At 62.3% G+C, this 12,987-nt stretch carries 10 protein-coding genes; 9 read left to right on the top strand and 1 reads right to left on the bottom strand.

Annotation, left to right across the window (positions count from 1 at the left end; translation table 11 throughout):
- Window positions 1–20: 20 nt before the first annotated feature.
- Window positions 21–314, bottom strand: a complete 294-nt coding sequence (locus BO74_RS00780; RefSeq protein ID WP_496439304.1) for an EF-hand domain-containing protein — start codon at window positions 312–314, stop codon at window positions 21–23.
- 328 nt (window positions 315–642) lie between these two features.
- On the opposite strand from BO74_RS00780, the gene BO74_RS00775 reads away from it, so the two are divergent.
- From BO74_RS00775 to BO74_RS00735, 9 genes are all read left to right on the top strand, one after another.
- On the top strand, window positions 643–3,945 hold the full coding sequence (locus BO74_RS00775) for a UvrD-helicase domain-containing protein (protein ID WP_496439302.1): 3,303 nt from the start codon (window positions 643–645) through the stop codon (window positions 3,943–3,945).
- Window positions 3,945–5,606, top strand: coding sequence for an AMP-binding protein (locus BO74_RS00770; protein ID WP_496439301.1), 1,662 nt, complete (start codon window positions 3,945–3,947; stop codon window positions 5,604–5,606). Before BO74_RS00775 ends, BO74_RS00770 begins: the two co-directional genes overlap by 1 nt.
- A 140-nt stretch (window positions 5,607–5,746) precedes the next feature.
- Entirely contained in the window at window positions 5,747–7,201 is a 1,455-nt protein-coding gene (locus tag BO74_RS00765) for a class I SAM-dependent DNA methyltransferase (RefSeq protein ID WP_496439300.1), read from the top strand.
- Window positions 7,198–8,385, top strand: a complete 1,188-nt coding sequence (locus tag BO74_RS00760; protein WP_496439299.1) for a restriction endonuclease subunit S — start codon at window positions 7,198–7,200, stop codon at window positions 8,383–8,385. The genes BO74_RS00765 and BO74_RS00760 overlap by 4 nt, the downstream gene beginning before the upstream one ends.
- A 22-nt stretch (window positions 8,386–8,407) precedes the next feature.
- On the top strand, window positions 8,408–9,652 hold the full coding sequence (locus BO74_RS00755; RefSeq protein WP_496439297.1) for an AAA family ATPase: 1,245 nt from the start codon (window positions 8,408–8,410) through the stop codon (window positions 9,650–9,652).
- 2 nt (window positions 9,653–9,654) lie between these two features.
- On the top strand, window positions 9,655–10,158 hold the full coding sequence (locus BO74_RS00750) for a hypothetical protein (RefSeq protein ID WP_496439295.1): 504 nt from the start codon (window positions 9,655–9,657) through the stop codon (window positions 10,156–10,158).
- The gene (locus tag BO74_RS00745; protein WP_496439293.1) at window positions 10,155–11,006 is read left to right on the top strand and encodes a BRO family protein; all 852 of its coding nucleotides are present in this window, start codon (window positions 10,155–10,157) and stop codon (window positions 11,004–11,006) included. Before BO74_RS00750 ends, BO74_RS00745 begins: the two co-directional genes overlap by 4 nt.
- A gap of 84 nt (window positions 11,007–11,090) precedes the next feature.
- Window positions 11,091–12,239: an ImmA/IrrE family metallo-endopeptidase gene (locus BO74_RS00740; RefSeq protein ID WP_496439291.1), complete on the top strand. Its 1,149-nt coding sequence runs from the start codon at window positions 11,091–11,093 to the stop codon at window positions 12,237–12,239.
- Window positions 12,226–12,705, top strand: coding sequence for a DUF4411 family protein (locus BO74_RS00735; RefSeq protein ID WP_496439289.1), 480 nt, complete (start codon window positions 12,226–12,228; stop codon window positions 12,703–12,705). The genes BO74_RS00740 and BO74_RS00735 overlap by 14 nt, the downstream gene beginning before the upstream one ends.
- The last annotated feature ends 282 nt before the right edge of the window (window positions 12,706–12,987 follow it).

Below are 12,987 nucleotides of genomic sequence, written 5' to 3'. Positions count from 1 at the left end.
ATGCCGACCCCGGGCAAGGCTCAGTTTTTCGCCGTTGCTGCCTTGGCGTATTCCATCGGCGAAAGGACGCCGTCCTTGTTTGCGTCGGCGAGGCCGAATGCCTTGGCCGCCGGCGCGCTGGCGGCCGCTTCCTTCTTGTCGATGAAGCCGTCCTGGTTGGCGTCCAGCACGGAAAAACTGGCCTGTCCTGCCGGTGTCACGGCGGCGGGGGGATTCTGCGCCTGGGAATGCGGAACGAACGCCAGGAGAACGGCTGCGGCGATCAGGGCGCAGACGATGATCGGGCCGAGTTGCTGTTTGATTTGATTCAGCATGGAAAACCTCCAGTAATGAAAAAATGGAAGGCGGCTGTCCGGTGCAGGATGACGGCCTCCGGCCAGCGTTTCAGCATGTGTCGTGCCAGATTGAATAGTTCCTGTGTAATCAGTCAGTTGGCTGTGACGGACGGATGTTTCCGGGGCCGGCGTGTCGTGTTGCGGCGACGTGGACAAGGCGGCGAGACGGAAGATCGTTGGTTCCCCGCGCGGCGAGGCTGTCGTCTGCCGGCTACACGCACTGCAGCCTTGGCTGCATTGCCCGACGGTCCGGGCTTCGGGGAGAATGGCGGCGAGGTGACGAAGTGAAACAGTGGAGCGATCATCAGTGACAAATTCTTCAAGTCTGGTCCGGCAGGCGCTCGACCCGGCACGTAGCGTCGTCGTCGAGGCCTGCGCCGGCAGCGGCAAGACCTGGCTGCTGGCCTCGCGCATCGTGCGCTTGCTGCTGGCCGGCGTGGCGCCCGGCGAGATCCTCGCGATCACCTTCACGCGCAAGGCCGCGCGCGAGATCGAGGAGCGCGTCGTTGACTGGCTGCATCTGCTGGCGACCGGTAGCGACACGCAGGTGGCGGGCTTCCTCGACGAGCGCGGCGTCGCCCCCCACCGCGATGTGCTGCGTGCGGCGCGCGGGCTGTACGAGCGCGTGCTGGCGGCGCAGCCGGCGCTGACGGTCAACACCTTTCACGGCTGGTTTCTGCAACTCGTCGACGCCGCGCCGCTGTCGGCCAATCTGGCCGGGGCGACGCTGGTCGATGCCGATTCGCGGCGGTTCGACGAGCTCTGGCAGTCGTTCGCCGCCACACTGGCCAAGAAACCGGAGGACGAAGCGACGCAGGCCTTCGTCGGCCTGCTCGACGCCGCCGGGCTCGATTCGACACGGCGGTTGATCCGGCGTGCGCTGGACCGGCGCAGCGAATGGCTGGCCTTCGGCGACGAACCGTCGGAGATAGCGGAACATGTTGTCGCTGCGCTGCGCGAACAACTCGACGCGGGCGATCCGGGCGAGGCGCTCGCCGGGTTTTTTGCCGAGGGGTGGGAACTGGACTTCCACGCCTATCTCGGCTTTCTTGAACAGAGCGACCTGAGGACCGACCAGGATGTCGCCGGGGGCTTGCGCGCCGTGCTGGATTCCGGCGTGCGCCGGAATGACGAGGATGCCTTCGAAGGGCTGCGCGCCGTGCTGTTGACCAAGGACAACACGCTGCGGGCACGCAAGGCGAGCAAGGCGCTCGACAAGCGTTTCACCCCGGCCGGCGCGGAGCGCTTCCTCGAACTGCATGCGCAACTCGGCGAGCGGGTGATCGCCTGCCTGGAGCGGCAGACCGCCGAGCGCATCCTGGCCTTCAACCGGCAGGCGTGCGCCGTGTTCGCCGCCTTCCTCGCGCACGTCGACGCCTTCAAGCAGGCGCGGCGCCAGATCGATTTCGTCGATGCCGAGTGGCGGGTGCTGCAACTGCTGCGCGACGACGAGACGGCGGCGTTCCTGCAGGCGCGACTCGATGCGCGCTACAAGCACGTGCTGCTCGACGAGTTCCAGGACACCAACCCGCTGCAATGGCAGATCCTGCTCGCCTGGCTGGCGGCGTATTCCGACGCGGCGCGGCCGGGCGTCTTCCTCGTCGGCGATCCCAAGCAGTCGATCTACCGCTTTCGCCGCGCCGAACCGCGGCTGTTCGCGGTCGCCGGCGAGTTCCTCGAACGCGAGTTCAACGCCGTGCGCTGCGAGCAGGACGTGACGCGGCGCAACGCCAAGCCGGTGATCGATGTCGTCAATGCACTCTTTCTCGGCGTGCCGGAGTTCGCGCCGTTCCGCGCGCAGGCCTCGCTGGCCGGGAAGCTGCCGGGGCGGGTCGAACTGTTGCCGCTGTTCGGTCACCTCGACGCGGAAGAGTGTGCGGAAGAAGCGCCGGCGCGCGTCGGCTTGCGCGATCCGCTGACCGAGCCCGATATCGAACCGGAAGACCTGCGCCGCGCCCGCGAGGCGGAGGCGCTGGCGGCGAGGATCAACGCGATCGTCGGGCGCGGCGGCGAGGCCTGGCAGATCGACGCCAAGGGGGCGGACGGGAAGAGCGTGCGCCGCCCGGCGCGCTTCGGCGACATCATGTTGCTGGTGCGCTCGCGCACGCATCTCGCCGGCTACGAGCGCGCTCTTTCGGCTGCCGGCATCCCGTTCGACGCCGGCTCGCGCGGCGGCCTGCTGGCGGCGCTGGAAGTGCGCGACATGGTGGCGCTGCTCGAATTCCTCGTCACGCCCGCCGACAACCTGAAACTGGCGCACGCGCTGCGCTCGCCGCTGTTCGCCTGCAGCGACGAGGAGTTGCTGGTTCTCGCCGCCCGTCCGGAGGCGTCCTGGTGGCAGAGGTTGCTCGGCGTGGTGGCCGGTAATGCCGCAACGGCCCGGCTGGCGCGGGCGGCGCGGCTGCTCGGCGAGTGGCTGGCGGTTGCCGGACGCTTGCCGGCGCACGATCTGCTCGACCGCGTCTTTCATCAGGGCGAGGTGCTGGCGCGCTATCGAAGCGCCGTCCCGATGGCGATGGCGGCCGGCGTCGAGGCTAATCTGCGTGCCTTGCTGCAACTGGCGCTCGACATCGACGGCGGGCGCTATCCGAGCCTGCCGCGTTTCATCGACGAGTTGCGCGACCTGCGCGACGCCGATGCCAGCGACGCGCCGGACGAGGGCGAGATCGCCGCGGAGCAGGCCGATGCCGGGCGCGTGCGCATCCTGACCATCCACGGCGCCAAGGGACTGGAGGCGCCGATCGTCTGGTTGCTCGGCGCCAACGAATCGCCGCGTAACGGCGAGGCGTGGGACGTCCTTGTCGACTGGTCGCCGGAAGACGCCTCGCCGCGTTCGCTCTCCTTCTACGGTCGTCAGGCCGATCGCGGCGCGGCGCGGCAGCCGCTGTTCGACGCCGAAGCGGCCGCGGCCCGGCGCGAGGAACTCAATCTCCTCTACGTGGCGATCACCCGCGCGCGGCAGGTATTCATCGCCAGCGGTTGCGAAAGCAGCAAGGAGCGCGGCGAGACGCCGTATCGCCGGCTGCAGGCGGCGCTGGAGAAACTGGACGCGGAGCTCGCTTACGGCGACGAACTGCCGACGGTTGCGGTGGTCGCGGAAGATTTGCCAGGCGCCATCGACGGCGTTGCCTCCGCTACCTTGCCCGCAGTCGGCGAGCGGCGCACGCCTCCGGACGCCGCCGCGCGTTTCGGCATCCTGTTGCACGCCCTGCTGGAGCGCCGCACCGAAGGCGTCGCCGACGATGCCGATTGGTGGGCCGCGCTGGGCTTTGCGGACGCGGAGTATCGGCGCGTGCTGCCGGTCGCCGAGCGACTCCTCGCCGCCGGGCATCTGGCGGCGTTCTTCGATCCGCAACGTTACCGGCGCGCCTGGAACGAGGTAGAGATCGCCGATGGCGCGGGGGCCTTGCAGCGCATCGACCGGCTGGTTGAACTCGACGACGCGGTCTGGGTCCTCGACTACAAGAGTTCGGGCGGCGATACGGCGCGGTTGCCGGACTATCGTGCCCAGGTGTCCGCCTACCGCGCTGCCGTGGCGCGCGTGTTCCCGCAGGTGCCGGTGCGCGCGGCGCTACTGTTCGCCGATGCGACGCTGATCGAGGTCGAGTGATGGAAAAAATCTGGCTGAAGAGCTACCCGACCGGCATCCCCGCGGAAATCGATCCGGGCGAGTATGGGTCGCTGGTCGATCTGCTCGAACGCAGCGTGGCGCGTTTCCGTGAGCGCGTGGCGTACCTCAACATGGGCGCTTCGCTGACCTACGTCCGGCTGGACGAAGCCTCGCGTCAGTTCGCCGCCTACCTGCAATCGGTGCTGCGCCTGCCGCGCGGCGCGCGCGTGGCGATCATGCTGCCGAATCTCCTGCAGTACCCCGTCTGCATGTTCGGCGCCCTGCGTGCCGGCTATGTCGTGGTGAACTGCAACCCGATGTACACCGCCCGCGAGCTGCAGCATCAGCTGGCCGATTCCGGCGCGGAAACCATCGTCATCCTGGAGAATTTCGCCCACACCCTCGAACAGGCCTTGCCGGGGACGGCGATCCGGCACGTGGTGATGGCGCGGCTCGGCGACATGCTCGGTTTTCCCAAGGGGCCGGCAATCAATTTCTTCGTCAAGCACGTCCTGCGCAAGGTGCCGGCGTGGCGATTGGAAGCGTGTACGGATTTTCGCGACTGCCTCGCCGCCGGTTCGCGCCATCGCTTCGAACCGGTGACGGTGACGCGCGACGACGTCGCCTTCCTGCAATACACCGGCGGCACGACGGGCGTCAGCAAGGGGGCGATGCTGACGCACGGCAACATGCTGGCCAACCTGCTGCAGGCGCACGCCTGGGTGCGCTCGGTGGTGAGCGAGGACGGTGAGGTGGTCGTCACGGCGTTGCCGCTGTATCACATCTTCGCCATGACCGCGAACTGCTTCCTGATGATCCGCGTCGGTGCGACCAACCTGCTGATCACCAATCCGCGCGACATCCCGGCGTTCGTCGCCGAACTGGCGCGTCATCCATTCACCATCGTCACCGGGGTCAACACGCTGTTCAATGCCCTGCTCAACGACGCGCGCTTTTGCCGGCTCGACTTCTCGCGCCTGAAAGTCTCGCTAGGCGGCGGGACGGCGGTGCAGAAACCGGTCGCCGAACGCTGGAAGGCGCTGACCGGCAAGGCGCTGATCGAAGCCTACGGCCTCACCGAGACCGCACCGGCGGTGACCGTCAATCCGATCGACCTGCCCGAGTACAACGGCGCGATCGGTCTGCCCGTGCCGTCGACCGAGGTGGCGATCCGCGATGACGACGGCAACGACGTGCCGCTCGGTGAGACGGGCGAACTCTGCGTACGCGGGCCGCAGGTGATGCAGGGCTACTTCAACCAGGCGGCAGAAACAGCCGCTGTTTTCACCCCCGACGGCTTTCTGCGTACCGGCGACCTGGTAGTGATGAACGGCGACGGCTATCTGCGCCTCGTCGACCGCAAGAAGGATCTGATCCTGGTCTCCGGCTTCAACGTCTATCCCAACGAAGTGGAAGAGGTGGCGGCGATGCATCCCGGCGTTGCCGACGTGGCGGCCATCGGCGTGCCCGACGCGAAGACCGGCGAGGCGGTGAAGCTGTTCGTCGTGCGCCGGGATCCGTCGCTGACGGCCGAGCAGTTGATCGCACTGTGCCGGGCGAGCCTGACGCGCTACAAGGTGCCGACGCAGGTCGAGTTCCGCGACGAGTTGCCGAAGACGAACGTTGGCAAGATATTGCGCCGGGCGTTGCGGGAAGGCTGACAGCCGTCGGGCCGGTCATCGGCCTGAGCATACTTCCGATGACCAAAACTCTACTGTCTGGTTGCAGGGGCTCATGCCAGTAAAATAGCGGGAAAAAGCGCCTTTGGCCTCGTGCCTTACCATCAGGAACCTCGAAGTTCATGTTTGAACAAGCCTTCAAGAATATCGACGACGCCCTCTGGAAAGAGAGCGGCTGCACCACCGAGCTCGATTACACCGAGCAGACCTCCTGGCTGCTCTTCCTCAAGTATCTGGACGGGCTGGAGCAGGACAAGGCCGACGAAGCCGCGCTCGAAGGCCGCGCCTACAGCTTCATCCTCGACCCCGCCTACCGCTGGAGTACCTGGGCTGCGCCCAAAGATGCGGCGGGACAGCTCGACCACAACGCGGCGCTCACTGGCGACGACCTCGTCGACTTCGTGGATCGCAAGCTCTTCCCCTACCTGCACGGCTTCAAGCAGCGCGCCAGCGGCCCCGCCACCATCGAGTACAAGATCGGCGAGATCTTCGGCGAGATCAAGAACAAGATCCGCAGCGGCTACACCCTGCGCGACATCATCGACCACATCGACGAGCTGCGCTTCCGCTCGCAGGTCGAGAAGCACGAACTTTCCGCGCTGTACGAAGAGAAGATCAAGCGCATGGGCAATGCCGGGCGCAATGGCGGCGAGTACTACACCCCGCGCCCGCTGATCCGCGCCATGATCCGCGTGACGGCACCCAAAATCGGCGAGCGCATCTACGACGGCGCTTGCGGCTCGGCGGGCTTCCTGTGCGAAGCGCACGACTACCTCAGCAGCCAGCCCAACCTCGGCACAAAAGACCTCGAAACCCTGCAGACGCGCACCTTCTACGGCAAGGAAAAGAAGAGCCTCGCCTACGTCATCGCGATCATGAACCTGATCCTGCACGGCATCGAAGCGCCCAACATCCTGCACACCAACACGCTCGCCGAAAACCTTGCCGACGTGCAGGAGAAAGACCGTTTCGACGTGATCCTCGCCAACCCGCCCTTCGGCGGCAAGGAGCGGCCCGAAGTGCAGCAGAACTTTCCGATCCGCACCGGCGAGACCGCTTTCCTCTTCCTGCAGCACTTCATCAAGATGCTGCGCGCCGGTGGGCGTGCCGCCATCGTCATCAAGAACACCTTTCTCAGCAATTCCGACAACGCCTCGGTCAGCCTGCGCAAGCTCCTGCTGGAGAGCTGCAACCTGCACACGATTCTGGATTGCCCCGGCGGTACCTTCCAGGGCGCGGGCGTCAAGACCGTGGTGCTGTTCTTCGAGAAAGGCGCACCCACCCGCCAGACCTGGTACTACCAACTCGACCCCGGCCGCAACATGGGCAAGACCAACCCGCTCAACGATGCGGATTTGCAAGAATTCATCGAGCTGCAGAAAACCTTTGCCGACTCGGACAAGAGCTGGAGCGTGGATGCCGCCAGCATCGACACGGCGAGTTATGACCTTTCGGTGAAGAACCCGAACGGCGGCGAGGAAATCACCCACCGCCGCCCGCAGGACATCCTCGACGAAATCGCCGCGCTGGATGCCGAGAGCGCCGAGGTGCTGGCGACGATCAGGGTGATGCTATGAAGGCGGGGTGGAAAAAGCGAAAGCTGCGCGAGGTTTGTGAGTTGGTCAACGGGCGGGCCTACAGCAAACCTGAGTTGCTACCTGAAGGCAAATACCCAGTACTTCGTGTCGGCAATTTTTTCACCAACGATCACTGGTACTACTCAGATCTGGAACTTGAAGACAAGAAGTATTGCGACTTCGGCGACCTGCTTTACGCTTGGTCTGCATCTTTCGGGCCGCGGGTATGGACTGGTGGAAAAGTCATTTTTCATTACCACATCTGGAAAGTCATTCCTGATGCAGCGTTGATCGATCAGAAATTCCTTTTCCACTTCTTCCTGTGGGATGTGGATCAGATCAAGCAAGACAGCGGTGCTGGCACGACCATGCTTCATGTGTCGAAAGGATCGATGGAAGACCGCGACATCCTTCTGCCGCCACTTCCCGAACAACAACGCATCGTCGCCATCCTCGACAAAGCCTTTGCCGGCATCGCCACGGCCCGCGCCGCTGCCGAGCAAAACCGCCAAAACGCCCGCGCCCTCTTCGAAAGCCACCTCCAATCCGTCTTCAGTCAGCCGGGTGAGGGGTGGGTGGAAAAGCGGCTACAAGCAATTACTACCAAGATTGGCAGCGGGGCTACGCCACGCGGGGGGGAGGCGTCTTACAAGAGCGAAGGTGTTTCGCTCATCCGTAGCCTCAACGTTCATGACCTTGGATTCAAGTATGCAAAGCTGGCATTTTTAGATGAAGCTCAAGCAAGCGACTTGGCGAACGTCGAGATTAAGTCGCGAGATGTACTGCTGAACATTACAGGTGCGTCAGTTGCTCGCTGTTGCCTCGCACCAGACAATGTTCTGCCCGCCCGGGTGAATCAACACGTTTCGATTATTCGCCCACAGGCTGACGTACTGACCCCGGAGTTCCTGCACTACCTGCTCATCTCAAAACCCTACAAAGACAAACTACTTGAGACTGGCGAAGAAGGAGGCTCAACACGACAGGCCATTACGAAAGCTCAGATTCAGGACTTCGCGGTCGCCTACCCTCCAAGCACTGAAAAACAAGAAGCAATCGTTTCCATGCTCGACGAGTTCCTTACTGAAACCCAACGCCTAGAAGCCCTCTACCAGCGCAAGCTCGAAGCGCTGGACGAGTTGAAGCAATCCCTGCTGCATCAGGCCTTCTCGGGTAAGCTTTGATGCATAGCACTGGAGACACACCATGATCCGACTACGCGTCAAGAATTTCGGCCCCATCGGCCCCGGCCTGTCTCAAAACGATGGCTGGATCGATTTCAAACGAGTCACCGTTTTCATCGGCAATCAGGGCGCGGGCAAGAGCACGCTGGCCAAGTTGTTCTCCACTTGCTCCTGGATCGAGAAGGCGCTGGTGCGCGGCGACTATGAGAAGAAATGGTTCGAGCGCAAGGGCAAACTGAAGAGCCAGTTCCTGACTTATCACCGGCTGGAGAATTATCTGGAGACGAGTGGCCGGGGGAGCGCCGAAATCGAGTACGAAGGCGAGGCCTGCAAGATTTCGTATGCGGGCGGGCAGTTGAGCATCACGGAGACCGGGCATCAGAGCTACGCCTTGCCGCAGGTGATGTACGTGCCGGCAGAGCGCAATTTCATTTCGTACGTGCGGAACCCGAGAGAGTTGAAGCTCTCTTCCGAGTCGCTGAAGGAGTTCCTCACCGCCTTCGATGAAGCCAAGGACGGTCTGCGCGGCGCGCTGAAGCTGCCGATCAACGACAGCGAAATCGAGTACGACAAGCTCAACGACGTGCTCAACCTCAAGGGGCCGGGTCACAAGCTGCGGCTGACCGATGCCTCCAGCGGCTTCCAGTCTTTCGTGCCGGTGTATCTGGTGAGCCGGCACCTTGCCGATCGGGTGCAGGAAAGCAGTGGGCAAGCGCATCAGCCGATGAGTGCGGACGAAACGGATCGTTTCAAGAAAGGCGTTGCGAGCATTTTTGCCAATGACTCCCTGACGGAAGAGCAAAAGCGGGCAGCACTCTCGGTGTTGTCTGCCCGCTTCAACAAGAAAGCTTTCATCAACATCGTCGAGGAGCCGGAGCAGAACCTGTTCCCCTCATCGCAGTGGGACATCCTGAAAAGCCTGCTGGCCTTCAACAGCCAGGGGGCACACAACCGCCTGGTACTGACCACGCACAGCCCCTACATCGTGAACTTCCTCAGCCTGGCGATTCAGGGCAAGCACCTGCAGCAACGGCTGATCGAGCATAAGCGGGATGATTTACTGCCCGAGCTTTACGAGATCGTTCCCGAAGACGCTTTGCTTCTGGCTGATGAAGTGTCGATTTACCAGTGCAACGAGCGGGACGGCAGCATCAGCGAACTGCCCTGTTTCGAAGGCATTCCCTCGGACCACAACCTGCTGAACGACTGGCTGCGCACCGGCAACGAACTGTTCGACCAGCTGCTGGAACTGGAAGAGGCGATCTGAAGATGGATTTCTTCAAGCCGGAATGCCAGAGCGGCCCGTTCAATCAGGCGCAGTTCGGGCTGTGCGACGATCAGAACGCGACCCGTGCTTATGTTGATACCGCCACACCGGAAAAGTGGGTGGCGACCGTGCTGAACCCGTTACAGAAGGCTGTCACCTTCACGGCCATCGACAAATGCGTGATTCAGGATTGCGACGCGCCGGGCCGTGGGCGCTGTGACGGGATGCTGACCACAGACGATCTGCTGTATCTGGTGGAGTTGAAGGATCAGAAAACCAATTGGCAGCCGCATGCCATCCAGCAACTGGAGTCAACAATTCAGTATCTCCGTGAGCACCACGACTTGGCGCCCTTTCGCCACAAGAAGGCGTTTGCCTGCAACAAGCGGCACCGGACTTTTGCAACCATTGACCATGAATTGAAGCGTCGATTTTTCAGAGATTACGGCTTCAAGATCGATGTTCAGGCGACCGTGTTGGTTGTTGCCGCCCCACGTCAGTCATGAAAATCCTGCCCGCTGATTTCGACAACCAGACCATCCGCCGAGTGTATGACGAGGAAGCTGAAACCTGGTGGTTTTCGGTGGTGGATGTGGTGCAGGTGCTGACCCAGCAGCCGGACTATCAGACAGCGCGCAAGTACTGGAACAAGCTGAGAGAGCGGCTGAACAAGGAAGGCAGTCAGTCGGTGACAGATTGTCACCGACTGAAATTGCCCGCCGCCGATGGCAAGAAATACCTGGCCGATGTGGCTACTGCGCAAACCCTGCTGCGACTGGTGCAATCGGTGCCCAGCCCAAAGGCGGAGCCAATCAAGCTGTGGCTGGCGAAGGTGGGTTACGAGCGCATACAGGAAATCGCCGATCCGGCCCTGTCGCTGAACCGGGCGCGGGAAACCTGGCAGCAGCACGGGCGCAGCGAGAAGTGGATCGCCCAGCGCATGACCGGGCAGGAAACGCGCAACAAGCTGACCGATTACTGGGCGAATCACGACATCAAGCAAGGCGACGAATTCGCCATTCTCACCAACCTGATCCATCAGGAATGGGCGGGCGTGAGCGTGAAAGCGCACAAGGCGATGAAGGGTTTGCAAGACCATAATCTGCGCGATCACATGAGCGAGGCGGAGCTGATCTTCACCGCCCTGGCCGAGCTTTCCACCCGCCAGATCGCGGAAGCCGATGAGGCGACCGGCATGGCAGAGAACAGCAAGGCGGCGAAAAAAGGCGGGGCGATTGCCAAGCAGGCCCGCACGGCGCTGGAAGCAAAAACCGGCAAATCGGTGGTGACGGGCGAAAATTTCCTGCCGCCGGGCAAGGTGGTGAAAGCGATCAAGAAGGCTGGCAAGACATGACCGGAACTTGCTGTCTGCGCTACGCTGTCATTTCTGCGGGCAGTGGTGACACGCGCTTGCAGGTCAGGCCGATATAATCAAGTCATGGAACGCATTCAATCGATCAACCTCGCGCGAATTGACTGGTGTTGTGCTGATCGCGGCATGACCCGGGACGAGCTCGCCCGTGAGATCGATATTCCCCCCGCAACCTTTACCAAGGCGATGGCGGGTGAAGCCGGGTTGACCTTCAACCAGTTGCGCAAACTGGCAGAGTTCTTCGGGCGTGGCACCCTGTTCTTCCTGGAGCCGGGGCCGGTGAACGAGGCGAAGGTGCATTCGCCACAGTTCCGCACGCTCGCGAACCAGAAGCCCGAGCTCTCGCACCGGATGAAGCTGTTGATCGAGCGAGTGGAGCAGCAGCGTGCGATCTTTCTGGCGCTGCGCGAAGAGCTTGATCCGGCTGAAGTGCAGCGTTTCTCGCCGCCCGATCTGGCCGGCCTGAGCATCCCGGCGGCAGCCAGGCGTGTGCGCGAATGGCTGGGTCTGGCAGACCGCAATGATTTCGAAGGCTATCGCCAGGCCATCGAAGCGCAAGGGCTGCTGGTGTTTCGCAGCAATGGCTACAACGGGAAATGGCAGATCGCGAAGGAGAGCCCGATTCTGGGTTTCTCGCTCTACGATCCGGAATGCCCGGTAATCGTGGTCAAGAAACTGGATTCGGATGCGCGGCAGTGCTTCACGCTGATGCATGAGCTGGGCCATCTGCTGGTGCACCGTGCAAGCTCGATTGACGACGAGGGTGATCTCTATGCACCAGACGGCGAGGAACGTGAAGCGAATGCGTTTGCCGGGCATCTGCTGGTGCCGGACGCTTTCTTGCTGAGCATTCGCGACGACGAACGCCCGGCCGACGTGGCGGGATTCGATGACTGGCTTGAGCCGCAGCGCAAGGCGTGGGGTGTGAGTGGCGAGATGATCCTGCGCCGCTTGATGGATGTCGGGCGCCTGCCGAAAGCGGCCTATGCGGCGTATCGACAGTGGAATCGCCTGCGGGTGGTACCGGAGAAGGAAGGTGGCAGCCGAGAATACCGTAACCGCGAGCCACGCCACATTTTCGGTGATGGCTATGTGCGCACGGTGCTCGATGCAATGAACTCGCGCCGGATCACGCTGGCCAAGGCCAGCAGCTATCTGGACAACCTGAAGATCGCAGATCTGCACAAGCTGGAACGCTTCTATGCAGGTGTTTGACGCCTCTTCCATGATATATGCATGGGATAACTATCCCGTTGCGCAATTTCCGGGGCTCTGGGCATGGATGGCGGGTCGCGTGGCAAACGGAGTGATCCGGATGTCCGAAGTCGCAGTCGAAGAGGTTGGCCACAAAGCACCGGAATGCGTAACTTGTCTCAAGACTGCGGGCTTGCAGAAGATGCCCGTGACTGAAGCGATCCTGCGGGAGGCTTTCCGCATGAAGAGCCTGCTTGAGATCGAGGAAGACCGGTACGGCAGTGGAGTCGATGAAAACGACTTGATCATCATCGCCACGGCGAAGCTGAATGGGTGTGAGCTGGTGACGGATGAAGCATTTCAGCCGTCGCCAAACAAGCAGAAGCGAAACTGGAAGATCCCGGCGGTTTGCAACATGGACAGTGTGAAAGCGCCGTGGATTGACTTTCTCGGTTACATCAAGCGCTCGGAAGCTGTTTTTGGCTGATCTGTGGTGCCAGAAAGCGAAAGCCCCCGGTGTTCTCACCGAGGCCATAGCGCCGACCGGGTTCTCCTAGTCCACTTGTTGGAAAGTCTGGAGGGCTTCGTCCGGGCCGGGTGAGCCTGCCGGATGGAGTTTCTTGATCGGGTTTTGATTCTTGACGGTTTTTCTGGGCGGGAGTGAAGCGTTGTTTGTTTACAAATCAACATCTTACAATTCGGTGCGGCCTTGATTTTTTCTTGATCCTGTTTTGATTCGACGGTTTTTCAAGCGACGAGACGCAGATTT

It is taken from the genome of Propionivibrio pelophilus DSM 12018 (assembly GCF_059569095.1).
The sequence above is the reverse complement of the archived record's forward strand: the minus strand, read 5'-3'. Positions and strand labels throughout refer to the sequence as shown.